The organism is Lacticaseibacillus paracasei subsp. paracasei (assembly GCF_000829035.1).
In the GTDB taxonomy this organism is placed as follows: domain Bacteria; phylum Bacillota; class Bacilli; order Lactobacillales; family Lactobacillaceae; genus Lacticaseibacillus; species Lacticaseibacillus paracasei.
This window is the reverse complement of sequence record NZ_AP012541.1, coordinates 849,678-875,295: the sequence shown is the minus strand read 5'-3', so window position 1 is coordinate 875,295 and position 25,618 is coordinate 849,678. Positions and strand designations below refer to the sequence as shown.

The 25,618-nt window shown below is 45.6% G+C and carries 21 protein-coding genes, 1 tRNA gene and 1 riboswitch; of the genes, 3 read left to right on the top strand and 19 right to left on the bottom strand.

The annotated features are described in order from the left end of the window. Positions 1-83: 83 nt before the first annotated feature. On the bottom strand, positions 84-2,495 hold the full coding sequence (leuS, locus tag LBPC_RS04425; RefSeq protein ID WP_003661368.1) for a leucine--tRNA ligase: 2,412 nt from the start codon (positions 2,493-2,495) through the stop codon (positions 84-86). A gap of 454 nt (positions 2,496-2,949) precedes the next feature. On the opposite strand from leuS, the gene LBPC_RS04420 reads away from it, so the two are divergent. Next, positions 2,950-3,633: a phosphatase PAP2 family protein gene (locus LBPC_RS04420; protein ID WP_003661370.1), complete on the top strand. Its 684-nt coding sequence runs from the start codon at positions 2,950-2,952 to the stop codon at positions 3,631-3,633. A gap of 100 nt (positions 3,634-3,733) precedes the next feature. Here the strand turns inward: LBPC_RS04420 and LBPC_RS04415 are convergent, their stop codons facing one another. Both LBPC_RS04415 and LBPC_RS04410 read right to left on the bottom strand, forming a co-directional pair. Then, positions 3,734-4,459 (bottom strand): DUF4811 domain-containing protein, encoded by a 726-nt coding sequence (locus LBPC_RS04415; protein WP_003578170.1) that lies wholly within the window; start codon positions 4,457-4,459, stop codon positions 3,734-3,736. Then, positions 4,456-5,934: an MDR family MFS transporter gene (locus LBPC_RS04410; RefSeq protein WP_003569431.1), complete on the bottom strand. Its 1,479-nt coding sequence runs from the start codon at positions 5,932-5,934 to the stop codon at positions 4,456-4,458. Before LBPC_RS04410 ends, LBPC_RS04415 begins: the two co-directional genes overlap by 4 nt. 243 nt (positions 5,935-6,177) lie before the next feature. Between LBPC_RS04410 and LBPC_RS04405 the strand changes: the two genes are divergently transcribed. Beyond that, complete coding sequence (locus LBPC_RS04405; protein ID WP_003564124.1) at positions 6,178-6,648, top strand: MerR family transcriptional regulator; 471 nt, start codon at positions 6,178-6,180, stop codon at positions 6,646-6,648. Between the two features lie 95 nt (positions 6,649-6,743). Here the strand turns inward: LBPC_RS04405 and LBPC_RS04400 are convergent, their stop codons facing one another. Both LBPC_RS04400 and metK read right to left on the bottom strand, forming a co-directional pair. After that, a complete protein-coding gene (locus LBPC_RS04400; RefSeq protein ID WP_003661371.1) occupies positions 6,744-8,237 on the bottom strand; it encodes an MDR family MFS transporter in 1,494 nt (497 codons plus the stop codon). A 113-nt stretch (positions 8,238-8,350) separates the two neighbouring features. Continuing rightward, the gene (metK, locus tag LBPC_RS04395) at positions 8,351-9,535 is read right to left on the bottom strand and encodes a methionine adenosyltransferase (RefSeq protein WP_003564111.1); all 1,185 of its coding nucleotides are present in this window, start codon (positions 9,533-9,535) and stop codon (positions 8,351-8,353) included. Beyond that, positions 9,533-9,621: riboswitch (SMK box riboswitch) on the bottom strand. Its footprint overlaps the gene before it by 3 nt. A gap of 94 nt (positions 9,622-9,715) precedes the next feature. Between metK and LBPC_RS04390 the strand changes: the two genes are divergently transcribed. Beyond that, complete coding sequence (locus tag LBPC_RS04390; protein WP_003594455.1) at positions 9,716-10,363, top strand: hypothetical protein; 648 nt, start codon at positions 9,716-9,718, stop codon at positions 10,361-10,363. A 157-nt stretch (positions 10,364-10,520) separates the two neighbouring features. Here LBPC_RS04390 and LBPC_RS04385 read toward each other — a convergent pair. The 14 genes from LBPC_RS04385 to LBPC_RS04325 form a co-directional block, all read right to left on the bottom strand. Further along, positions 10,521-10,593, bottom strand: a tRNA-Val gene (locus LBPC_RS04385). Between the two features lie 494 nt (positions 10,594-11,087). After that, the gene (locus tag LBPC_RS04380; protein WP_003661373.1) at positions 11,088-11,312 is read right to left on the bottom strand and encodes a hypothetical protein; all 225 of its coding nucleotides are present in this window, start codon (positions 11,310-11,312) and stop codon (positions 11,088-11,090) included. A gap of 44 nt (positions 11,313-11,356) precedes the next feature. After that, on the bottom strand, positions 11,357-12,655 hold the full coding sequence (locus tag LBPC_RS04375; RefSeq protein WP_003661374.1) for a LysM peptidoglycan-binding domain-containing protein: 1,299 nt from the start codon (positions 12,653-12,655) through the stop codon (positions 11,357-11,359). A gap of 10 nt (positions 12,656-12,665) precedes the next feature. Continuing rightward, positions 12,666-13,112, bottom strand: coding sequence for a phage holin (locus LBPC_RS04370; protein ID WP_032780962.1), 447 nt, complete (start codon positions 13,110-13,112; stop codon positions 12,666-12,668). Next, positions 13,105-13,314, bottom strand: coding sequence for a hypothetical protein (locus LBPC_RS04365; protein WP_016376687.1), 210 nt, complete (start codon positions 13,312-13,314; stop codon positions 13,105-13,107). The genes LBPC_RS04370 and LBPC_RS04365 overlap by 8 nt, the downstream gene beginning before the upstream one ends. Next, complete coding sequence (locus tag LBPC_RS04360; RefSeq protein WP_032780964.1) at positions 13,283-13,681, bottom strand: hypothetical protein; 399 nt, start codon at positions 13,679-13,681, stop codon at positions 13,283-13,285. The genes LBPC_RS04365 and LBPC_RS04360 overlap by 32 nt, the downstream gene beginning before the upstream one ends. A gap of 30 nt (positions 13,682-13,711) precedes the next feature. Beyond that, the gene (locus LBPC_RS15255; protein ID WP_003605834.1) at positions 13,712-13,843 is read right to left on the bottom strand and encodes an XkdX family protein; all 132 of its coding nucleotides are present in this window, start codon (positions 13,841-13,843) and stop codon (positions 13,712-13,714) included. Further along, on the bottom strand, positions 13,830-14,126 hold the full coding sequence (locus LBPC_RS04355; protein ID WP_003661377.1) for a hypothetical protein: 297 nt from the start codon (positions 14,124-14,126) through the stop codon (positions 13,830-13,832). The genes LBPC_RS15255 and LBPC_RS04355 overlap by 14 nt, the downstream gene beginning before the upstream one ends. A gap of 9 nt (positions 14,127-14,135) precedes the next feature. Next, positions 14,136-17,351, bottom strand: a complete 3,216-nt coding sequence (locus LBPC_RS04350; protein WP_041091447.1) for a phage tail protein — start codon at positions 17,349-17,351, stop codon at positions 14,136-14,138. Then, positions 17,352-19,283, bottom strand: coding sequence for a distal tail protein Dit (locus LBPC_RS04345; RefSeq protein ID WP_003661380.1), 1,932 nt, complete (start codon positions 19,281-19,283; stop codon positions 17,352-17,354). Continuing rightward, a complete protein-coding gene (locus tag LBPC_RS04340; protein WP_003661381.1) occupies positions 19,284-24,158 on the bottom strand; it encodes a phage tail tape measure protein in 4,875 nt (1,624 codons plus the stop codon). Positions 24,159-24,280: 122 nt separating this feature from the next. Beyond that, positions 24,281-24,694, bottom strand: coding sequence for a phage tail assembly chaperone G (gene gpG, locus LBPC_RS04335; protein ID WP_003661382.1), 414 nt, complete (start codon positions 24,692-24,694; stop codon positions 24,281-24,283). Between the two features lie 70 nt (positions 24,695-24,764). Further along, a complete protein-coding gene (locus LBPC_RS04330; protein WP_003661383.1) occupies positions 24,765-24,953 on the bottom strand; it encodes an Ig-like domain-containing protein in 189 nt (62 codons plus the stop codon). A 53-nt stretch (positions 24,954-25,006) separates the two neighbouring features. After that, complete coding sequence (locus LBPC_RS04325; protein ID WP_003661384.1) at positions 25,007-25,615, bottom strand: major tail protein; 609 nt, start codon at positions 25,613-25,615, stop codon at positions 25,007-25,009. Positions 25,616-25,618: the final 3 nt, after the last annotated feature.

The following is a 25,618-nucleotide window of genomic DNA, read 5'->3' as shown; positions in this document are numbered from 1 at the left end:
TAAAAAAATGGTCAACGCCCGCTTCCTTCAGGAACCATTCGTTGACCATTTTTTCTTTCAGTTAATTGGTGAAGCCAGTGCGGTTATTTTGCGACAATATTCACGATTTTTCGCGGTACGACAATAATTTTCTTAATGTCTTTGCCCGCCGTAAATTTCTGAACATTATCATTTGCCAAAGCCGCTTGTTTGATCTCATCATCTGATTCGTTGACATCCGCCGTAATCGAACCGCGCAGCTTGCCATTGACTTGGATCATCATATCGTAAGTGTCGGTTTTGATTTTGCTTTCATCATAACTTGGCCATGGCGCATAAGTCAGACTATGATCGTGACCTAGCCGTGACCAAATTTCTTCCATTAGATGCGGGGCAATCGGCGCAAGCATTTTCACGAATCCTTCAACATATTCTAGTGGCAGGTCATCATCTTTACGCGCTGAGTTGATGAAGACCATCATCTGTGAAATTGCCGTGTTGAAATGCAAAGCATCGTAGTCCTCGGTAACCTTCTTGACCGTCTCATTGTAAACCTTATCAAGTCGACCGTCATTGATCGTCGTAATCCGATCACGCAGTTTGCCTTCATCATCAATGAAAGCACTCCAGACGCGATCCAAGAACTTGCGGGCACCAGCTAACCCTTTTGTTGACCAAGCAATACCAGCATCCAGCGGCCCCATAAACATTTCGTACAGCCGCAAGGTATCGGCACCATACTCATCAACCACATCGTCTGGATTAACCACATTGCCCTTGGACTTACTCATCTTTTCATGATTATCGCCCAGAATCATCCCTTGGTTAAATAGCCGTTGGAACGGTTCTTTGTTCGGGATCGCCCCGATGTCATAAAGGAACAGATTCCAGAAACGGGCATACAGCAGGTGCAGCACAGCATGTTCAGCCCCTCCAATGTACAGATCAACTGGCATCCATGCCTTAAGTTTGTCGTAATCCGCAAGAGCTTCCTTGTTGTGAGGATCAACAAACCGCAGGAAGTACCATGAAGACCCTGCCCATTGCGGCATTGTATTGGTCTCACGCTTACCTTTCCGCCCGTTCTTGTCGACCACATTAACCCAGTCAGTCAGATTTGCCAGTGGACTCTCGCCAGTACCGCTTGGCTTGATATCAGCCTCTTCAGGTAATGTGAGGGGCAGTTCGTCTTCTGGCACCAACGTGGTTTCGCCATCTTCCCAGTGAATGACAGGAATCGGTTCACCCCAATAACGCTGGCGTGAAAAGACCCAATCACGCAGTTTGTAATTGATTTTGGCACTGCCGATACCTTTATCTTCAAGCCATTTGATCATTCGATCAATCGCGTCATGTTCATTCAAACCATCAAGGAACCCGGAGTTGATGTGCACGCCATCGCCAGTATAAGCTGCTTCATCGACATTGCCGCCTTCAATAACAGGCTTGATTTCAATACCAAACTTTTTGGCAAAAGCGTAATCACGATCATCATGCGCAGGCACGGACATGATTGCGCCAGTCCCATAAGAGGCTAAAACGTAGTCTGAAATCCAAATCGGCAGTTTTTCGCCGTTAACCGGATTAGTCGCGTAGGCCCCGGTCCAAACACCAGTCTTTTCCTTATCTAAAGCGGTACGATCAAGATCTGACTTATGGGCGGCTTCGTCAATGTACGCATCAACGACGGCCTGTTGTGCTGGGGTGGTAATTTTCTGAACTAATTCATGTTCTGGTGCCATCACGACATACGTTGCACCAAACAGCGTATCTGGACGAGTGGTAAAGACATCAAACGGCTCATGACTGTCAGTTACCCGGAAGGTGATCTGTGCCCCAGTTGATTTGCCAATCCAGTTGCGTTGCATCTGCTTAATTGATTCCGGCCAGTCAAGATCGTCCAGATCCGTCAACAGCTTTTCAGCATAGGCTGTGATTTTCAGCATCCACTGACGCATCGGCTTCCGAACAACTGGGAACCCGCCACGCTCCGTTTTGCCATCAATCACTTCTTCGTTTGCAACAACCGTCCCTAGATTCGGACTCCAGTTAACCGGTACCTCAGCTTCATATGCCAGACCATGTTTATAAAGTTGTTCAAAAATCCACTGGGTCCACTTGTAGTAATTCGGATCCGTTGTGTTGATTTCACGATTCCAGTCATATGAAAAGCCAAGGCTGTTGATTTGACGCTTAAAGGTCTCAATATTTTGTTTGGTAAAGGTCTTCGGATTGTGACCCGTGTTCAAGGCATATTGCTCAGCTGGCAAGCCGAATGCATCCCAGCCCATAGGATGAAGAACATTGAACCCTTGCATCCGTTTCATGCGTGCAACAATATCAGTTGCCGTATACCCTTCCGGATGCCCAACATGCAGGCCTTGGCCTGACGGATAAGGAAACATGTCCAACGCATAATAATTCGGCTTCTTAGGATCGGTTGTGGTATTAAATTCGTTATGCTCGGCCCAATAACGCTGCCACTTCTTATCGATCTCATGATGATCGTATGCCATTTTGTTACCTCCCACTTAATTTCAAACAAAAAGCCGCCCTATCTACATTAGGACGGCTCAGCCGCGGTACCACCTAAGTTCTGCTTTCACAGCGCTCAAAGGAGATAACGGTCCGGCCGGCTGTGGCTACTAATTTCACCCCAGCAACTTCAAAGGTCAGTTCGGTCTTTGCTTCGTCAGACTCGCACCACCGCCTGCTCTCTGTCACCCGCGCTAACTTACTACTCCTTTGTTCGTTTGATGATTGCGTCAATCATAGCAAAAACATTGCCAAGGTTCAATGGTGTTTGTGCTATTCTTATAACATTAGTCGATTTCAGAGCGTGAGCGGGCACGTTTAGAAACCGGAACATAAGTGGACTCAGACAGAAATGGCTGGACTTTGGTCATTTCTGTCTGAGGTCCTTATGTGGAGGTTTCTGCGACTGCGAACGTTTTGTAGAGGAGGCAACAAGTGCTAAAACGCCGACCCGAACCATTGTATCTTGCAGCAATTGCTTTATTTATTTTCATCACGTTATTGACGGGTATTCTAAATAACGCTGGATGGATTCATACCATTGATCAACAGGTAATTGCTGCTGTCACCCAGTTCCATCCTGTCACTTTTAAACCCTTACTCATCTTAATCACCAGTCTCGGCAATCCAGCATCCTTAGTCTTTTTAACCATGGCTTTCGCCGTGGTGTTACTGCTCAAGCGTTATCGTTACGCTGCACTTTTTGCAGCCAGCATGGGGGCCTTGATGAGCCTCGTTAACGTCGGAATCAAATATTGGGTTCGGCGACCACGACCTTTTATTGCAGATCCTCAGATTCGGGCATTGGTACATGCTGGCGGTTTTAGTTTTCCTAGCGGGCATTCTAGTGGCACGATGATCTTTTACGGTACCATGATCCTTTTGGCTTGGGCACTGCTCAAACGTCAATCCGCCAAATGGCTCATCACCTGCCTTGCCAGTGGCATGATTCTTTTAACCGGTTATTCTCGGATCTTCGTGCGCGTTCACTATCCCACAGACGTCTTTGCTGGATTTTCACTTGGCTTTGCCTTGCTGATGGTGAGTTGGTGGTATTTTAGTCCTTATCTGACAAACCGAGTTGCCAAACAATCAAAAAAGCAGACCGTTAAAAAATAGCGGACTGCTTTTTTTAATTTAGAAGGCTGACAAAAGCCATTCGTCAAGATAATGTTACGAAAAATGTTTGCCCTAGTACCACGTTATGGGCGGCATCAGACTATTTTTGTGCTTGCACTTCACGAACAGCTTGCTGAATCATTGCTTGTTCAACCGCAGCCTTAGCCTGCTTCGCTAAAGCTGTCGGATCTGCTGCTAGTTTTGGATCAGCCTTGGCCAGCGCAGCAGCTTTAGCCTTGACTGCGGCTGCCAGTGACGCTTTTTGTTCTGCAGTTGGTTGCTGCAAGGCGGCCAACTTTTTACCAAGCTGCTTGGCCTGAGCCGTTGTCAGCACTGACCAGCTTGTTGGGATGACCAATTGATTGTGCTGAGCAACCAATTGACCAGCCCCTTCATGATTGAACAACGCACCATAAAAACCGTTTTGATATTGCCACCGAGTTGTTTTGCTCGTCAACGAAGCTGTGGCATTCGCTGTCGTTGTCACCCGATTAGTTACAACAATATCAGCCTTGGTATGAACCGCTTTTTTCTTCGGATCGGTCTTATAAATGTAGACAACATGCTTGCCATCCGTGCCAATGTTTTGTTTTAGCAACATTGGCAGTTGTGCATTCGGTGAGGCGGTGTAGATGGTCTGCTCATCAGTTGTTGTTCGTTTGACCATGCCAAAATGCGCATTATCATTCAACGTAATCAGCAATAGACTACCCACCACACCAATCCCGAAGACCGCAATTAACGTGCTACGCAAACTGGAGCGTTTCATCATAATAAAGCTGAGATAAAGGCCGATCACTGTCAGGCCCAAAAACCATAGAATCATGCCTTCACCTTCTTTTCATTTTTGATCGTCACTTCTTGCGACATCGCGTGGGTATTCAAGAAGAAAGCCAAGATCCAGCCAATTAAACTGAACCCTGCTGCCAACAGAAAGGCTGCGTGGTAGCCACTAAGTGTTGCCCCAAAAAAGTCTTGCTTATACTGCAGCGGATTGGTTTTCAACAAACTGGCCGCCGGTTTGGCTAGATTGGTGACGTTTGACAGAACTGAAATCATGACAGCAGTTGTCATGGAAGTTGCCACCTGACGGACAGTGTTGTTAACCGCTGTCCCATGTCGAATCATATCAGGTGACAAGGCGTTCATCCCATTCGTCGTCAAAGGCATCATGACCATTGAAATCCCAAACATCCGCACAGCATAAATCACCGTAATAAAAATGGAAGGCGTGCTTTCTGTCAGGAAAAAGTATGGCAATGTTGCAATCGTCAGCAAGAACAAGCCTAACTGTGCAAGCCGCTTAGCCCCGATGCGATCAAACACTTGACCAGTGACCGGGCTCATTAAAGCAATCAAAATCGCCCCAGGCAACAATGTCAAACCTGACTCCAACGCACTCTTGCCGTGAATGATTTGCAAATACATTGGCAAAATCATTTCTACCCCGACCATCGCCATGTTGGCGATGGTACCTAAGACTGTGGATAAGGCAAAGATTTTGCTCTTAAACACTCGCAATTCAACAAATGGTTCTTTTAAGTGCAATTGACGGTAACCAAAGATGAAGATAAACACAATGCCGAGTGCGATTGTGCCTAAAACAATCGGATCACCCCAACCATCATTACCGACTTCAGAAAAGCCATACAGCAAGGAGCCAAACCCAATTGATGATTCAATCAAGGAAGGAATATCTAACTTAGGATCAGACAACGGTAAGACATTTTTGAAGAAAAACAATGTTGCCAAAATAACGAGACCTGCAATTGGCAGAATCATACCGAATAAGAAACGCCAGCCGAAATTGTCGATGACATAACCGGAAAGCGTTGGCCCGATGGCAGGCGCCACCCCAATCGCAATTCCAGCCATCCCCATAGCAGCGCCGCGCCGGTTCGGGGGAAAAATCGACATCATGATGTTCTGCAACAACGGCATCGTGATCCCAACGCCAAGTGCCTGAATCAATCGACCAATTAGCAAAACGCCAAAACTATTTGCAATGAAGGCAACCAATGTGCCAACAAAAAAAGTACTCATTGCACTCATGTATAACCATTTTGATGGCACCTTCGCACTCAGATATGCGGATACTGGAATCATAATCCCGTTTACCAGCATGAAGCCTGTCGACAACCACTGCACTGTCGCAGTTGAAATGTTGAAGGCCTTCATCAGCGTTGGAAACGCGGTAGATAGAATGGTCTGATTCAAAATCGTAATAAACGTCCCAACGATCAAGGTCGTGACCATCATTGGTACATTGACGTGTTTCCCGTTGATATCTTTAACGTCCATAAATTCGCCTAGTTTCTTTATAAGATTTCATGTTTTCTATATCACATAATGTAATATTGACAATAGAAAATATTACATTTAAACTTAATAAATGTCAAGGTAATAGCGTGAACAGGCGCGTTGAGAAACCAGATCATAAGTGGGCTTGGCCGTGATGGCCGGAAAATCGGTCATCACAATCATGGTCCTTATGCATCGGTTTTTGGCGCCAGTGAGCGCATTTTCAAGAGAGGATGCTATGTCATGGGACCGTTTAATGCACGTTTACGTTCACTCGATATTTCACTCGGCATAGGCGAAACCAGCCGCGTCACCGGAGCCACCCCAACGCAAATTCGATACTGGGAAAAGAAGCAGCTCATTCATTCTCGCAGGCATGACGCTAATGGCAATAAACGATACTCCTTGGCAAACATCACCTTAATCGTCATGATCAAGACAATGCTTGATGAAGGGTATACTTTAGCCAAAGCCAGTGAAGAAATCGAACGATCACATCAAAAAGCAGATATGCTACATGTCCTTATCAGCACTAGATTGCAAGATATCAAGCGCGAAGCAACGCAGACAGTGTTCAATTTTGGCCCGTTAGAAAATGACCCAGACTACGATGTCATTGCGCAAGTCACCGATAAAACAGCGAAATTGTACAAACAACCTGTCAGAAAAACCGCCACCGAAGATCATACCGATCGAGTGGTCAGTCCGTTTTAACTTCAGCTATTTATCGGCAAACGAGAGCGATATCAGCGTACAAAAAACCGGATTCTTAAATAGAATCCGGTTTTTTGTATGATATTTCAGTTGATTCAGCTTTCTTCATTCGACTCCTGAATTGTTTCTTTTGTCAGCACCCTTTTTGCTTCAAAATGATTGGCTAGAATCGCCAACGCCACGATGATAATCGAGAAAAAGTAAATGTTGTGCAGACCTTCATACAAAATTTGCCGAAGCGTTGGCAACACTGCTGCGGGTAAATTTTTGGCGGTATGTGGATTAATCAGTTCGTTGAGCATATTGCTATTCAGCCGGCTATCTGCCGCGATACCTTGAGTCAGACGCAGATTCAAAACAATCCCATAAACCGAGACCATCAGTGTTTGCCCCAACGTTCGAGACAAGGTATTGAAACTCGTTGCCACGCCAACCTGATCAGGCACCACAACGGCCTGGGCTGTTACCGTAGTAATCGTAATCACCAAACCAAAACCGAATCCTAAGGCGCCGGCAACTAGCAGAAAGACAAAATACGGTGTCGATTGCGGCACTAATGCCAGCACAAGACTGCCGCCAAGCAGCCAAATCATGGCCCCTGTCAGAATCGGCTTAGGTTGGAACCGGCCCAATAACTTGCCAGCAACAAAAGAGCCAACGACCCACATCAAAGAACTAGGGGTCACTGCAAAGCCGCCAAGGGAAGCATCCATGCCGCGAATTCCTTGAATCCACATAGGCATGTAGACTTCAAATCCAATCACGAACCCCGAAATCAAAGCGGCGATCAAATTATGAATCACAAAAGTACGATTTTCAAATAGTTTCAAGTCAATGATCGGATCGACTGCACGCCGTTCTGCCTGCCAAAAACGCCAGAAGCCCAGCGTAGCCACAATTGCCATGGCAACTAACTGCCAGATGCCGTTGGGCTCAGCTAATGTCTGAAAGCCATACATCATCGCCAACAAGGCCACCAGCAGCCAAACCGTCCCGCGCATGTCAAGCGGCTGCCGGACACTGCGCCGATCTTCCTGCAAAAAGAACCACACAAGGCCAAACGTGAAAATACCCAACGGTACGTTAATAAAGAAAATCCAGTGCCAACTTAACTGATCAACGATAAAACCGCCCAATAACGGCGCAATTACCGAAGCGATTCCCCACATCGAGCCATTAAAACCGAGCATTTTTGCTCGTTTTTCGAATGGATAAATATCGGCGATAATCGTAAATGTCACTGGCATAATAGCCCCAGCACCAATCCCTTGAATTGCGCGGAAAATAATTAGCATTTCCATGGATTGTGACAAACCGGATAGCAACGAACCAATGACAAATATCGTTAGTCCAATGAGAAAAACTGGTTTGCGACCAATTTTGTCACTCAGTTTGCCGTAAATCGGCGTCGCCATCGCATTAGTCAACAGAAAAATGGAAAAGACCCAGTTCATTAAATGAACCCCATGTAAACTGCCGATAATGGTTGGCATAGCCGTTGACACAATCGTGCCTTCAATCGCCGTCATAAATGTGCCAATAAAAATTGCCGCCGTTACGAGTGCGACATTGGTTTTCCTTTGCTTCATAAATATCCCTTCTGAGTTGCCAGGCGATGTTGTTAGTCTTGAGAAGCCCCTCATAAGCACGAAAAAACGACCCAGCCGAGAATAATTCTCGACTAAGGCCGCCTCTTTTCTCGCTAATCTCGGTACTTGAGCAAAGCCTGCACCTTATCCAAGTGCTCCCAAGGAAGATCAACATCTGTACGTCCAAAATGACCATATGCTGCCGTCTGTTCATAAATCGGCCGCTTCAGGTCTAACATTTTAATAATGCCAGCAGGCCGCAAGTCAAAGTTCTCACGGATTGCCTGTTCAATCACATCTTCTGATACTGCGCTTGTGCCAAATGTATTCACCGACACGGAAACCGGTTTGGCAACACCGATTGCGTATGCCAATTGTACTTCAACCCGTTTCGCCAAACCCGCTGCTACCACATTTTTGGCAATATAACGTGCTGCATAACTGGCCGAACGATCAACCTTCGTCGCGTCCTTACCAGAAAAGGCACCACCACCATGTCGGGCAAAACCGCCATATGTGTCAACGATAATTTTGCGTCCGGTCAAACCAGAATCGGCTTGCGGACCGCCCAGTACAAAGCGGCCAGTCGGATTGACATAAATTTTCGTGTCATCATCCATTAAAGCTTCAGGAATCACAGTGCGAATAATCTTGGCCTCGACATCGCGGCGAATTTCTTCAAGCGTGACATCCGGATCATGTTGCACGGAGACAACAACGGAATCAACCCGAATTGGATTGTCATCATCATCATATTCCACCGTGACCTGCGCCTTAGCATCTGGACGCAGATAACTAATTTCACCCTTGTGCCGTAATGAATCAGTTTTGCGCATTAACGCGTGGGCCAATGAAATCGGTAACGGCATATAGTTTTCGGTTTCGTCAATGGCAAAACCGAACATCATGCCTTGATCGCCAGCACCGATCTTGTCAAGCGGATCAGTATCAGACTCACGGGCTTCAAGACTTTCGTCAACCCCTTGAGCGATATCTGGACTCTGCTCATCCAAAGCGACCAGCACCCCGACACTATCAGGATCAAAACCTGATTCCTTGGTATAGCCGATCTTTTTAATCGTCCCGCGAACCACTGATTGAATATCAACGTAAGCCTTTGTTGATATCTCACCGACAACCAGCACCAAACCGGTTGTCACCGTCGTTTCGCAAGCAACTCGTGAATCGGGGTCCTGTTCAAGCATGGCATCCAAGATAGCATCACTGATCTGATCAGCAATTTTATCCGGATGCCCCTCCGAAACAGACTCCGACGTAAATAAATGGCGTTCCTGCATGTTTTGTTTCCCCCTTATTATTTTAGGTTACAAGGCATGTTCGTCATAGCTTTGACGAACCCCATCGGGAATGTTTTGCAACTCTAGTAGCATAACATAAAAGATGTAAAATTTCCGAAAATCTTTGTTTACCGTCTCAGGGTTTTGTAAAATGGAAGCATCATAGAAAGGATAATCAATTTGAAAAATATCAATCAAGGTGCTGGTGCAGCGGCCTTTATCGGACAAATACTCGCCTATCCGTTTCTGATCGCGCTAAGTTTGCAAATTACATGGCATTTTCAAATCATCGCGCTTTTACTCATGGGCGTTTGCTTAGCGGCTGCAATGGTCGTTAAACGTTACCCATTAGTTCTAATCATTGCCGCTATTACCGGTATCATTGGTGCCATCAATCAATGGATCTTGTTACCATTAGTTGCTGTTCAGCTCCTGTTGACATTTTTGTTGCGCACACAAAAAGTTACCAAGCAATGGGTTGGTACCATTGCTTTTGGCCAAGCAATTTTATTCCAAATCTTACTTATTTACGCGGGTTTGCATTTTCTCAGTCAGGATATGTTGCTCGACTTGGCATTACTATATGTGCCAGCACTAATCGGGTTATGGGCCAACCATTTTCCCAAGTGGACAGATATGGTCTTGTTGGCAATCACCGTCGTTATCGGTTACTGGTTACAACGACTCAACTTAATAGCTATCGGCGGTATCATCATCCTTGTCACGCTCATCAACAGCCGTCGACCATTTAAAGTACCCAGCTACCTTTACCAATTTAGCCCAGTCATTGCGACGCTGTTACTCTATCTAGCGCGCATGCACGGCTAATCAACCGTCACCACAATCAGTAGTGGCGTTTTTATTGTCAGAATCAGCCCCCTCTAATAGCTATTTAAACTAAGTCAAATCTCATGCGTTGGACGCCCCGTCCAACTTCAAAAAGGTAAAAGAAAAACACCTGCCGCAGTGGTAGGTGTTTTCATTATGGAGGATACAGGGCTCGAACCTGTGACCCTCTGCTTGTAAGGCAGACGCTCTCCCAACTGAGCTAATCCTCCATGTGTGGTGTCTATTGCTCTATTTATACTAGCGGAAGCTATTAAAAATTACAAGCTTTTCGTAAAAAATAGTCACTAAAGTCGGTTAACGATTTTGTGATGGTCAGATGTCTTAACCATCCTTTAAATCCCCACTCATGCTACTAATCATATCAGGCACAGTCAAATTTTATTTGATGTTCAAAAAAACCTCAAAACACCGAATTAACAGCGTTTTGAGGCTTCTTATGTAGCTACATCCGAATGCAAGACAACGGAGAGTAAGTGCGAAAACAAACGTATATACAATAGTGGAAAACCACATTTTGTGCATATTTTGTGCACAAAAATAAGCCTCCCTGAGCAAAGGAGGCAGAACGACAAGGTATTACAGGCTGACTAAAATATTTAGTTGCTTACGTATCTTATTTTACAGCATTATGCCCGTGCTTCAAAGCAACAAAAAGCCCTCCACCCGCGTTAGCGAGCAGAGGACTTTTTTGTTACCTGATATATCAGTATTCTTCTCCGTCCCAGCCACGTAGACCAGGAGGACCGCAAACGGCTGATTTATGCTCCAAGGCCATTGTCACAGACTGAACGGAGGCAACAGCATCTATAAGTTCATCAGTTGAATGCTTGTCTGAAGCGGAATCCAGCAACTCTGAAACGGCTCTCATTAAATCACGTCTCACATAACTTTGCTCAATAACTCGTGCTTGATCAACTTTTTCGGCCATATGCACTCACCTTATTTATATTTTTTAACTTCAGCGGCAAGCCATTACCTGATGTACAGGCTTTCGCCTGGGTAAATCAGGCTGTAGATTGATTTCCCGTTGTTAGCGGCCAGTGTGTACATACTGATGCCATACTTTCTGGAAATACTCCAGAAGCTATCACCATATTGGACTGTGTAGTACGTGTGGCTTGATACACTCGAATAGCTTGTGCCAGATACTCGGAGAACGTCTCCTGGGTGAATGACAGCGTTGATGGTCATGCCGTTGTTAGAAGCCAAAGTATACATGCTCATGCCGTACTTGTAAGCAATTAACCACCAACTGTCACCAGACTGAACCGTGTAGGTAGAGCCATAGCTTACTGATGGCACGCTGGTCGTTGTCAGCAGCTCAACATTGCTTCGGTTGATCCAGCTCATGATGCCACCAAGCAATACGTTAGATCCAGATACTTGCTGCACAGTGTACGTCTTGCCCTGAACCCAGCTAGGCATTGAGACACCGTTCGCCCAACGGGTTGTGCCGAAGTTTACCTTAACACTATCGCCAGCTTTTATCTGGCTAAGTGTGGTGTTGTTAGCTTGCTGACCGGCGTTGGTTGCCGGTGTATTGGTTGATGGGTTGACGTAGGTCTTACCGCTGTCAGTTGTCGTGCTACCGTTGTAGCCTGAATCAGTGATGCCGGTTAGATCAACGTTGCCATCAAGGCCGCCAGCGCGATAAGTTGAAGTGAACTGGAAGATGCCTACATTATCAAAGCTCGGGAAGTAGCCATAGTTCGGAACAGTGGTGACGTTGTAGTCTGGATATTCCGCAAGCCATAGCTGATAGTGGCTAGCAATCTGTGACAAGTCAATATGGCTCATCAAGAAACTCTTATAGCCGTATAGCATTGGTGTGTAACCAGCATCGCGGATATAGTCGAGTGCCCACAGCAAAGTTGACGTGTTGGTCGACCCAGCTTCGTAATCAAGCGCAACAATCGACCCTTTTGGCGTCTGAATCTCTGGCAAGAAATGATCTAGCACCTGCTTGGCCAAATTGGTGTTGTCGATATTCTGCCACCAAATATAGGTGTGTGCCCGCTTACCAGCCGCAATCAACGATGCAACCTGCGTCTTATACGTGGTTTGCTCGTACGTGCCGTAGCCGCTATAGCCACCGATTTGAGAGATCCCGAACTTGTCAGTGGAATAACCAAAGACACCGTTATCTCCTTGGTACCGGCTCCAGTCGACACCTTGATCTCCCTTGGCCGCATTCACCTGCGATGGCAGGGCAAAAGAAATAGCCGCCAAGAAGGCGACTACCAAGGTAATTAGTTTAGTTTTAAATTTCATGGTGCCCTCCTTATTGCTGTGGAGCAACAGATGCCGGTGCCAGTTGAGCCTTAACTGCGTCTGCGGCAGCTTGAGCTGCGGCCGCTACTTTGTCTTGATTAGATGCTTCCTGATCAACTGTTTTTTGTGGATAGGTTTCTGCTAGGCTGTCTTTCAAATTCGCATAAGATTGTTCAACTGCATTGGCAATTGTCTGCTCGTATGTGCTGGTGAAGCCAAGCGATTTTAAGCCGTCTTTCACAGCTTGAATGGCAGTCGATTTCTTGACCGCACCATCAATCGCCTGTGTCACACCGAGCTGTTCTGCTGCTGTTACCGCTGCGTTTGCCAATGGGCCTAATACCTTTACTAAGGTGAGTGCCTGTTTGTTAGCCAGCAACTGTTTTGAAATCCAAGCCCCAATGATTGGGACTGCCGCTACTGCAAGTGATACCAAAAGTTCTGTCCAATTATTCATGATTATTTTCCTTTCTGAGACGCTCATTCTCACGTCTCAAACGGTCATTATCTGCGCGTAATCTGTCATTCATATCCTCAAGCTCATCATGCCTGTTCTTCCGTTTACCCTCGCGGTAGGTCATGAAGGCAATAACGGCCGATGCTATACCGGCAAGATACGGGGCAAAATCAACTATTGCTTTGGTTATCGCTGCTGTCACGGCTGTCACTCCTTCGTGCCAGAATCAGCACGAAGGCTGTTATGATCGCATTGCTGATCCAACTTGTGTAGATTCCAGTTGAGATTGAGGTCAGTAATTGCAGTATTGTCAAGAACGACATTAAAAAGCTGGTAGTCGTAAGCAACAGACGATTGATTACTGCTAACTGTGTTTCCCATAGCACCCAACCCCCAATTACGAGTCCATCAATGACAAACAAAAACCCCACAATGTCATCATTTAACCAGTCAGTGTAATGTGGGGGCCAGATGAAATAATGGTCATTGATGATTAAAAACAAGCCAATGGCAACTATGCCAATGGCGAGTACTGTGTGCATCGGGTGATCTCTGATTTTATTTAACATTGTCATCACTTCCTTCCACAAAAATAGCCGCTAGCTTTTGCTGGCGACATAGTCACTGCCTGTAATTTGCTTGTATTGATCTGGGGTGATCATTACCGGTACATAAGGTGTTAAATCAATCCCCCAACTGTAAAACAGTACACACTGATCATAATAAGTCACTTGATTTCACCGCCTTCATCTGCGCTACGTCAAGAGCAAGCGCAGCAAGCATTTGCTGTTCTGGTGACGCCTCAGGTTTAGGTATGTCAGCATCTGGGTCATAGCCAGCATCTGGAACAACCTTGCCATCAACAATACTTGCATGGTTCTCATACAAGCCAACAGCATCGTCAACTTCAATAACCTCAAATCCTTCATCGGTCGGCCCTACTGGTCTGTTTTCATCAGCATTTGCCCAGTTAAGCAGCCGATTATTGCTATCCGTCCACACTTTGATTTTCATAATTGCCTCCTAGCCAAAAAATGAATCACCCGTCGGATAATCGTCCTGAGTTAGATACGACACCGAGCCACCATAACTACCAGAAGCTTTGGAAATGTTGCTATACCAGCCGACCGTTCCTCCGCTTGGCGTGCTTGAATACATAGCTGTAGATTGTCCGGGATCTGAAAAGCTCAAGCAGCTTGCAACAATATTGTTTGTCAATAAAGGTTTGTAACCGGGTCTAATATCTGCGAGTCTCAAATAATTGTACTGATTAGCTATTGTGTGAATTTGAAAGTTGACGGTCACCAAATTTCCACGTCGCGTGTAGTAAATATATGCGTAATCAATATCAATATTTCTTAGCGCGGTTGTATTGACGTAGAAAAATGTCACGTTGTCTTTTGAAGTGAATTCAGACTGAATATATTTTTTTGTAGCGGCACTGGGGTCACTGATCAGCGTTTGTAACTGAAGTGCACCACGTTGGAGTGCAACTGACGATATGTTTCCCTTTTGGTCAGGTGTCGTGATGTAGTTGAACATACCGTTAGGGCTCAAAAGAGATTTGTAGTATTGACCATTGGGATTGCCATTATTGTCTTCAATGTTGCCCAATATACTTAGGTTCGCATCTTTTAGTTCAAGATTGCCAGAACTCTTGGCACCGTCAATCTGAACATGGCTGAAAGGCGAATTAATGTCAGGAGAATTAAAGGTTGAGCTGTCAACCTCAATCGATTGCAGTTTTTTGATGCTAAGCACTGCTTGCTGAATACTTTGATCAATCCAAGTTGACCCATCGTAGTATTGCAATGCTGTGGCATCGTTAAGTGTTGTCCCATGCCACCATAGGTCGCCTTTCTTGGGACTAGCGGGCGTGCCCAACTGAATGTATGTGTATGGCACATCCTTGCTTCCGGGAACACCTTGAACACCTTGAGGGCCCTGTGGCCCTTGAGGGCCTTGCGGACCTTGAGGACCAGTATCACCCTTCTGTCCAGTTTGACCCGTCTCACCAATCTTGCCCACTGAGTATCCTGCTTCTGTAGTGCCGTCGGTGTACGTCCATGTGTACTTAGTCCAAACATAATAGCCGGGGGAAGCTGCAGGAATCGTTGTTGTCCAGCCAGTTGTTGGAGCTACTGTACCGCTGGTATTTGATGCGTATTGGATAAGCGTTGATTTGATGCCTACGCCATCCTTACCCGGTAGGCCATCTGCACCACTGTCACCTTTTGGACCTTGTGGCCCTTGCACTAGTTGCCAACTATAAACATCCGGATTCGTGCTGTCAGCCTGTGTGAAGTCTGTATAACTACCGATGTACTTGCGAGAACCGGGAGTATCGAGCGAAAAGTTCGTTGTACCATCACCGCTATCGGCATAGGCAATATGAAAGTACGGTGTTTTGCCATCGGCACCGGCTTTACCGGGCACCCCATCTTTACCATCAGCACCGTCCGCACCCTTAATCAGTGACCAGCTATAGTCACTTGGATTAGTGCTGTCTCCAGATGTGAAGTCGCTATAGAAGCCAATGTACTTGCGGTTAGAATCAGTGGTTGAGAAGTCGGTCTTGCCATCTTGGCTGTTTGCGTAAGCAAAGTGGGCATAGGCAGTACGACCATCGGCACCCTTAGCACCGGGTAAACCTTGATCACCTTTTGGCCCTTGATCACCGTCTTCACCTTTAAAAAGCGCCCAATTGTAATCAGCCGGATTGGTGCTATCAGCAAGTATGAAATCGCTGTACGTACCCATATACTTTTTGCCATCGCCACCGGATACCGTGAACCCACTTTGGCCGCTTACATCATTCGCCCAAGCGGTGTGAAAATAGCTTGTACGGCCATCTGCACCCTTTGCACCCGGAACACCGTCAGCACCATCTTTGCCCTGAATCAATGCCCACTTGCCGGCGTAATCAGCCGGATTGTCGCTTGGGACGGATGTCTTATTTGACCAAACGATTGCCATATACTTCTTACCACTTGGGAAGGCACTCATATTTGTTCCTTGATCATCATCGGCATAGCGGAGCCAAGGATAGTATTGAACGGTTTTTGAGATATTCGACATCTGGTTGGCAAGCTCACTGAGCCGTTCGTCAAAACTGACAGTCTCGTGTGCAAACTCACCCAGAGTCAACTGGACTGAATGGTTAGCACGGCTCCGCTGAATGCTCAACACCTTGGCAGACAGGAATAGTTGTTGATTTTCATCAGCAATGTGGACGGTTTGATTCAGTGGTACGTATGGTGAGTTAACCAAATCAATATCATAGGTTTCATTCGGATGGTTATACTTTTTCAAGTCTGCCAAAGCCGCTTGCAAAAGTGCCGCCTGCGATTTTGAATCAAACGTTTTAACCCGATTCCAGTCAGACTGTGTTGGGTTAGGGTTGCTGTTGCTTAACAAACGTGAATATTTCTGCACAGCAATGGTATCGTGCAAGAACCCGTACTGATCAAGCACAAACTGTCCCGTTGGATCAGTCCAGTTGTAACCGATCAAGTTAATTGGATCCTTATTAGTTGATCCATCCGTACTTTCTGGCACCGCTCCATAAGCCTTAATCGATGTTTCCATGTCATAGGTATCGCGGTGCGTGACGATGTTGTTGATGTCCTTATTCATTTCAAAAGAGATCAAACTATCGCCGGCCGTTTCATGCCGAATGTTAATGACACGCTTAACCAAGTTGGTTCCAACAAACTCAAAGCCAAAGCTAAGCACTGCGTCAAAGTCTTTTGCCACGGCAATAATGCGAGCCAACGATGATTCTTCACTAGTCCACTCGAGTGTTCGAACATTGTCAGGAAATTCGTTGATGCCAATCTCCCAGCCAGAATCATTTGTGAACCTTGTAATGTATTCAGCAATCGTATATGGTTTGTCGGCCTTGAAGGCGCCAACGGTTTCGTTAATTAAATCATTACCAGCATCGCTAGCAACAATTGAGTGAATATGGCCTAGTGAATCATGCTCAACCGATTCGATCACCATTTGGTGACCGTTGCCTTCTTCATCCTGATAAAGAATGAAGTTGGTTTCTTTGGCCATCTCATTGACTGCTTGTTCCTGATCAGTCGTAAATTTAATATCAAGAGAAAGCTCGACCGCAGGACGATTGTCAACACTTTGTGTTTCTATATCGTTGTCAATTCGCCATTCGCCTTTGCCATCAGTCGACCCAACACCCAAAATGTTTGATTTTCGATCTGCAAAGTAATACTCCATTTATAGCCAGGCCTCCCTTATCTCGACTTCACATGCAAATGGTTGTGCCCAGCTCGAGGGCGTGATAGTAATCTCAGTATCACCGGGTGGCAGTTCAAATCGTTCCCACTGATTGCCGATCGTGTGCATAGTCGGGTCAAGAGAACCATTCAAGTACGTCTTAGCGTTCGCCACATCAATCTTGAGAACATCACCATCGCTAAAGCGATTCTTGATATTCGTATACCAGCTAACGTTTTGCCATTTGACGGTGGACGCAATCAGATACATGGTCGATTCGCCCCACGTCTTGTCACGCATGAACCACGTTGAGAATTGCTTGGTCTCAACATCGGCAGCGTCCGCAAAGGTAAACTGGCGGGTAATAGTCGTCTCTCGTCCTTGATTGCCAACCCATGGTGACACTCGGAAAACAACTGAATTACCAAATTTCTGTAATTCCAACTGAATGAACTTGTCGTTAGTGAAAATACTACGATCAAGCTGTTCATTGACGACTAGTTGGCCTTTGTAGTAGCACATCCACCAAAGCTGATCGGACAATGCGCTATTATCCTTCAGTATCATCTGAAAAATTGGCTTACCGTCACTCTCTAACGTTGTTTCGAGCGCACCTACCTGCGCTACCCCAGTTTGGAAGCGTGTCATAACGTCCCATGTGAGATTGCTCTTGAAGTTACCGTTATGTGTCTGAGCAAGGTTGTGTTTGATTGAAGGACCGTTCCAATACTTGTGGTCGCCAGTAATACTGGGCCAATTAGGCTCAACCTTCCAGCCATCATAATCGTCATGAGTCCAAATCGCATTGCCAATCTGTTCATTAGGCATACTAGGATCACCACCCCAATAGGGATTGTTTGTGGCGGCTTGATTATCCATATGTGAGCCTTGCACGGCTGCCAAATCAAGTGCTACTTCGCTTTCTTCGGTGGTGAAACCATCAATTTCTTGCGTGCCAAATTGGAGAATACCGGGGCGATCATTAACAATCCCAACCATGCCGTTATCAGCGTGCATAGTTGCCGTAATAACTGGCTCAACAGGATAAGTGCCACCATTGTGAACTGTGATGGTGTCGGTATAGTATTCAGGATCAGCCGGGTTAGGTGACCATGGAGAAGCTGTGGTGCCTAGCTCAAGCTTCTCTTGCCGCCAAGTAATATCATGCGCAGCAGTTTGTTGAACAACAAATCTTTTTGGGAAAAACATGATTGTGTCAAGCGATATATTTGGCACAGTAAATGTTACTGAAGAGTAGCCTGATGTTCCAGCTTTGATTGTATTACCATAGTATTCTCCCTTACCTGTATTTTGATAGCGTAGAGCTACAAGTATTGACAAGTCACAGTCTGTTGCTGTCAGAAATGCCGAGTAGGTATAAGTCTTCCCAATCATAGCTAACACGTCATTACCAGTGAATGCACCATTTGTGGCTCCAACAGTATTACCCCAGCCTGTCTGTGATTGGGTTTTATCTGAATTACTTGTTCCTGTCAACAAGTTCAATGGTGAACCGTTCCATTTAGGATCCTTGTTGTCAAACGTCTTCGTGGCTACCGAGTGGGCGATGCCATCGGGAACCAGAAAATTAATAGTACCAGTGCCAAGAAAATAAGCTCGGTCCATGTCGATCTTGCCGTCAACTTTTGCATACCAAAATTCATCAGGGCGATCATCAATGATTAGCTTCTGAACATCCGTGCTATAAAGTAGTGGCGCTAACTGCCGTTCAAATTCACGACGAGATAGCGCCACAAAATCATAAGTTACTGGAATGATTCTAGACTTAAGACGACTATTGATAAGCATCTCACCATCGCTAATTCCAACAGACTTGGAAGTGTTTTCAATCTCTGATGTAATTCCCCTAGCAGCACTAAACTGCAGAACAGAACTACCAATCTTATGTCCTCCAAATATCAAGTTCGCCAATTAATAAACACCCCTTCCATGTCTTTCTCTGATTGTGTTTTGCTTATCCAGCTCATTAATTGTTGGGTACAACCATTTGCCAATTTCGCGGTTATTTTCTAGCACTACTTTGCCTTCAGTACGTTGTGTATGATTAATCTTATAAGTTGTTAATTCGATCAGTCTTGCTAGCAAATCCTCAACACGACTATTGCTACCACTAGAAATGCTGGTAACAAAGGTTTGCGGATTCAATTGGTTTATTCTATTAGCAGCGCCTCCGAAGTCTGTGGTGCCACCAGCAAAACGTGGAATCGAGTAGTTTCTTGCGGACTGCATGGCAGTTTCAATTTTCGTATGCCGAGGAAGTGGTAAGGTAACGTCTCGCCCATATGCCACAAATTTTGCTCCATTTGGTAGCGTGACGACCTCTTGATAACGAGTGCCAGATGCGTCGTTAATAGTTGCTAATCCACCGGTAAAGTTTTGAGTGCCTCGTGCAAACTTGCCACTGTTCAAAAGTCGTTGTACAGCGGGATCAACATCTGCACTAATCCTGAATGTTTTTGTGATGGTAGCATCGCCACCGAATGCAGCAACTGCATTGACGCCAATTTGTGACGCTTCTGATACTCCACTTGCATCCCCGTTAAATAATCTCATTAATGGATCTTTGCTATTGAACAGCAGAATGCTGCTTTGCCCTTTTGATGACTCGCTATTAACGCTCGACGAATCGCCTTTAAATGGCTTCAGCACTGGGTTAGTTCCATTAAATAAAATGATACTGCTTTGACCAGAATTAGACGCACCATTAACAGACGATGAATTACCATTGAAAAGCTTTAGACCCGGCAATACCTCGTTATACTTAACAATGCTTGATTGCCCAGAAGAAGACTCTGTCTTAACGCCACTGGAATTCCCATTAAAAAGCTTTAAGCCAGGTAGAACTTCGTTGTATTTCTGAATGCCCCCTTTGGCTTCTTCTGTTTTTACAAGCACATCAGTATTATTTGCTTTTAGCCCTTTTTCGTTGGGGTTCTTAAACAAATTGTATTGATCAATTGCAACTCCAGCTTTTTCTAATTTAGTACGAGCATCGGAATCGTTCATCAACAGGCTTTTAGTAGAGTTTGGAAGGCTGTTCCAAAGACCGTATTTAACAACCATATCGGCTAAGTCGGATTTGCCTTTGGTCTGCATAATAGCAGTTTTTTCTTCTATTGATAGGCCATTCCACTCTCCGGTTTTAATCATGGCCTGGACTAAGCCTGCAGAAGCTTTATCTTTAACGATTGCTTCTAGCTGGCCAAGAGTTAATCGATTCCAGTCATTTGCTTTATCAATAGCAGCCACCAAAGAGCTGGTATCGCCCTTTGCTACAGCCTGGATTTCTTTTGGTGTAAGTGTATTCCACAAATTTAGCTGATCGATAATATCAGCGATGTCTTGCTTACCAAAAGAAACTAGGGTTGCGTATTTCTGCGTATTTGGAAGCTTGTTCCAAACTCCCATGTCAAAAAGGATGTCTTCAAGATCTTTCTTGCCTTTAGCATTGACAATCGCTTCTTGAACTTTTAAGTCGAGCTTCTGCCACTCGCCGGTTTGCTGAAGTGAAGATACTAATGGCGCTGTTGCTTTATCTTTAACGATTGCTTCTTGCTGTTTCAAGGTGAGATTGTTCCAGTCTCCACTCTTGACTAAAGCATTTACTAAAGGCGTGTAATCGCCCTTCACAATTGCTTGCTGATCCTTAAGCGACAGACTATTCCAGGAAACAAACTTATCCATAATATCAGCAAGCTGTTCACGCCCCTGAGTACGGATAATTGCATTCTTTTCGGGAACGCTCAATTTCTGCCATTGTTTAGAAGAAGCAAGTGCTTCAACAATCATTTGCTTGGCATTAGAGGTGATCTTGGCATTCTTTAAATCGAATTTAAGTTGCTGCCAACCTTTTTTAGTGCTGGCCGTATCTTTCAACACTTCAGGAAGATTTGTCTTCACCTTCCCAGTCTTGGGATCAAAAACAAGACTATTCCAGTGATCACCGGCCTCTTGAGCAGCTTTACCAAATCCTTCAGTCGCGGCAGCAAAATCTCGGTTACTCTTAACCCCTTTGGCCATAGACTTCTCATAACTATTCATAGCAGATTCGGCTTGTGAGCTTGTCAGATGGAAGTCAGTTTGAAGTTCCGCTAGCATTTCCGAGCGCGATGTTCCTTGTGCTTTCATGGCTTGAATTGCGCCAGCATAGATGACTTTCATTTTGCTCTGGTGATCTTTTTCTAAGCCTTCAAGTGCCGTGTTACGCATGGCAGCATCATTCTTGTACTCGGTGTTGATCTTGTCCTGTGCCGCCTTATAGGCACTGTTTTCTTTGTTAGAGGCGTTCCACATATCTTGATACTGCTCTAGGGCAGCACTCTTAGACATTCTAGTTCTCTCACCAAGAACAGCCTTGAGCACATTATTCTGTTGCGATCCAGAAATCTGTAGCGTCTTGACAGCCAGTGCGGCATTTTTACGACGGTAGTTATCCAACAGTTGATACTGGTCAGCCGTCATCTGTGCTCCGCTCTTGTTAAACGATGCAGTAATGGCTTGGGCCTTTTCGTTGTTGCTTTCCATCTCTTTGATTCGCTTAGCGTTAGCGGCTTTTTCCTTAGCGGCCTGCTTTTCAATGTTTTCTGCGGCTTCACCGCCGAGGCTCTTAGCCAATTTCTTCGCTGCTGTCTCAGACTGATCAGCGGCTTCTTTTGCAGCTTTTGTTAAATCGTCGAACCCTTTAGAGATCGTCTTAGCATTCTGGGTGACTGTGTGGTTTGTATCATCAAAAGCACCAGAAATTGCCCCAGAGGCATCTTTCATTTTGGAAGCAGATCGGTCGGCATCGGTGCCAATATCAGTGCCCCATCGTGAAGTTCTGTCAGCAGACTCAAGAGCCTTTTTGCCCCACAATTCCCAGATGGCTACACCGGCACCGACGACTGCTGTCACACCTAAAACAACTGGGACGATTGGCCCCAATGCCGCTAGCAATCCTGTTCCGCTCGCTGCGGCTCCGCCCATGGCTGCTCCCATTCCAGAAGTGCCTTCTGCCGCCGCTGCTGCGGCTGGTGCAACCTTCAATGCTTCAAAGGCTGTCTTACTAAAGCCAGACTTGAGCACGTCCATTGCAGTTCCGCCGAGCTTTGCGGCTGCAGATGCTCGCCCAATGACTCCCGCAATTCCAGATATTCCTTTGCTCAAAGCAGTAACAGGCTTAAGAGCCCCACCAATCAGAGAACTCACTGGCCCTACAACTGCCGCAAACGCTGCAAATTTGATAATGGTTTGTTGCGTGCCACTGTCCATTTTTGTAAAGGCATTGACAACATCGGTTGCTGTTTTGATAAGAGGAGTCAGCGTCGGTAGAAGTTTTTGACCTACTTCAATCCCTAAAACATGAATCGACTCTTGAAATCTCTTCAATTTGGCGGCATCCGTATTGTTTAACTGGTTAGCAATTTTGGCAGTTGTTCCGCTAGCATGCTCAGCTTCACTGGTATATTTGCGTAGCTCACCGCCACCTGCACCAATTAAGGCATTCATGCCGGCTTGCGCTTCAGTGCCAAAAGCCAACGCTACTGCAGAAGCACGTTGCTGGTCCGTCCACCCCTTAGTGTTATTCTTGATTTTGTCAAGAATCTCTGGAAGAGTTAAAGTTCCTTTTTTGAAATCAGCAACAGATATGCCTAATTCATTAAAGCCTTGAAGATTTTGCTTAGAGGGCTTCAACAGTCTTGTTAAAGCACCACGTAACGCTGTGCCAGCAACTGAGCCTTCAATCCCTTTGTTGCTCATAATACCAATAGCAGCCGCTGTTTCTTCGAGTGAAATACCAGCAGCATGAGCAGAAGGCCCGACATACGTCATTGCCTCGCCCATATCTTGGAACCCTGCTGCAGTAGCATTAGCAACATAGGTAAGAGTATCTGTAACGCGAGAAGTGTTTTTAAGCATGCCCGTTGTTGATTCTGTCTTTAGACCAAATTGCTCCAAAACGGATGTAGAAACATGCATAACATCGTTGAAGTCATCGCCAGACGCTTTTGCCGCATTGAGAACTGCAGGCATTGCGCCTAATGTTTGCGCAGCGGTATAGCCACGTTTGATCATTTCTGACATGCCGTCGTTAATTGCAGCCGTGGAAACGCCATATTCAACCGACCACTTTTTAGATGCTGATGCTAGTTGATCAAGTTGCGCACGATACTTGGCAGTAATCGCACCCCCATTTGTTAGCAAGGGCCCCATTGCTTGAATTTGGCTGTTGAAATCAATAGCAGATTTAGCTGCTGCTACAAATCCAATGGCAATTGGAGCAGTTACTGCCTTGGTCATCGTTGATCCGAAACTAGTTAGCTTAGAGCTTGCCTTTTCAGTGACAGACGCAAACTTTGATGCACCGCTTGATACTTTAGTCCAGCCGTCACTTTGCAGCGCAATCTCTTTGCGTAAGGCCGCCATTCGGTTCTCGTTTTGTGCAGCCGCGGCAGCAGTCCGATTATACTGTGATGCAGCATTAGCTTGCAGCTTTGTAGCACGATTAATTTCTTCCTGCGATGCAGTCTCACTTTTATTAAGTTTTTCAACCGCTTTCGAATTTTCATCATACTGTTCTCGCTGTTTCTGAAGCTGAGCTTGGTAGTTCTTTGACTGGCGGCTCAATGTGTCATAGGTTGAGCGCATGTTGTTGATAGACTTTTCAGAGCCCTTAAACGCAGCATCTTGAGCACGCAACTCAGCAGCAGTTGCTTTAATTGAAGAATTCAAAACTCGCTGGCTTACTTGAAACGGATCAATGTTCAAACTAACAGTAGCCGCAATTTGTCCGAGATTTCCTAACATGTTTTACCTCCTTTCATAGAACTAGAAAAGGAACGGAAAGGCCTTGTCAATCGTGGTCTCCCGTTCCTCGTAAATCTGGTTAAGTTTTTCAATATCGCGGAGCGTCATAGCATCAACGTCAGCTAATCGGTAGCCTTCAGAGAGCCTTGCTTTGTAGAAGTCGTCAAGGTTGCTAATGGCTTCTTTGACGTCCGCTTCGGTGATTTTTTTGCTGTGTCCTTCTTATCCTCTTCACCGTCGCTTAGAGAATCACCAATGGCATCATTGATTGAATCCAACGATTTCAAAGAAATAGAGGAGCCATCAATAACATCATCGGTAGTAAACTGGTTTTTCCAGAAATCAACCGCAAATTTGGCTAAGTTTTTCTCGTTCTCGTCGTAATCATCGTTTGAAGGGCCATCTTTACGGTTTAGCATGCGCAGCTGTTGTTGCTGCACTTTTAAGGCGTTCGTAGTATCACGTAATGTTGGCTCTCCATTTCGTGTGAACACGCACGTTTCGCCTTTGATATTTAGTTTAATTTGATATGCCATGCTTAATCTCCTTAGGTATAAGCCGCCCGCTGTTCGCGTATTGTGCATTTACAAGGCGACGAGTTCATTGCTAAGCCACAGTTACAGTTGCGGTGGCAGTTTTACCACCATCGTCAGTTGTTACTGTTACGGTTGCAGACCCTGCCTTTACACCAGCCACAGTTCCATCACTGGAAACGGTGGCAACTGTGGGATCTGACGTTTTGAAAGTAACTTGTTTATTTGCGGCATCAGCCGGATTAATTTGCACTTTTAGCACTGTAGATGCGCCAACCGCAAGGTTAATCGAACTGTTTTCAAAGCTGACACCGACTACGCTTTTGGGGCAATAGTCGCATCTTCAGCAGTCTTAGGGAAAACATATCCATGGAACTTATCAAAATCGAATCCATCGTTGTCTTCACGACCAATCAACACAACATTGCCAGTGTCTTGGTCACCACGAGGAATAAATGAGCCTTCGATGCTGTCAGCGCTCGGATCTGGTGTGCCGTCAACAGTCTTGGTATCAACGCCCGGAAGTGAGAACATTCCCTTGAGCATACCAACCCAAACGTACTTGCCATTTGAAAGCTTCGTGCGGAACAAAGTTGCGGCGTAATTAGGGCTAAGGTTCTTTGGATATACTTCAACCCCATTAACAACCTTAATGCCAAATAAATCAGACTTCATAACGGAATCAACATCGTACATTTCGATTGTTTCGGTTGCTTCTGTGATACCACCAGAAAGAATCAAGTACGGGCCATCATCAGCGGACAGCGTCTTTTGCTCTGTTTTAATATCCAATTTCACACTAGATAAGCCTTGCATCTTTCGTGTGCTTAGTACAAAGTCGTCATCACCGACAACCCCGTATTCAAAGGCCGAAGCCCCAAATTTTGCTAACTTCTTATTAGTTGTTACAGCAGTATCTGCCATATT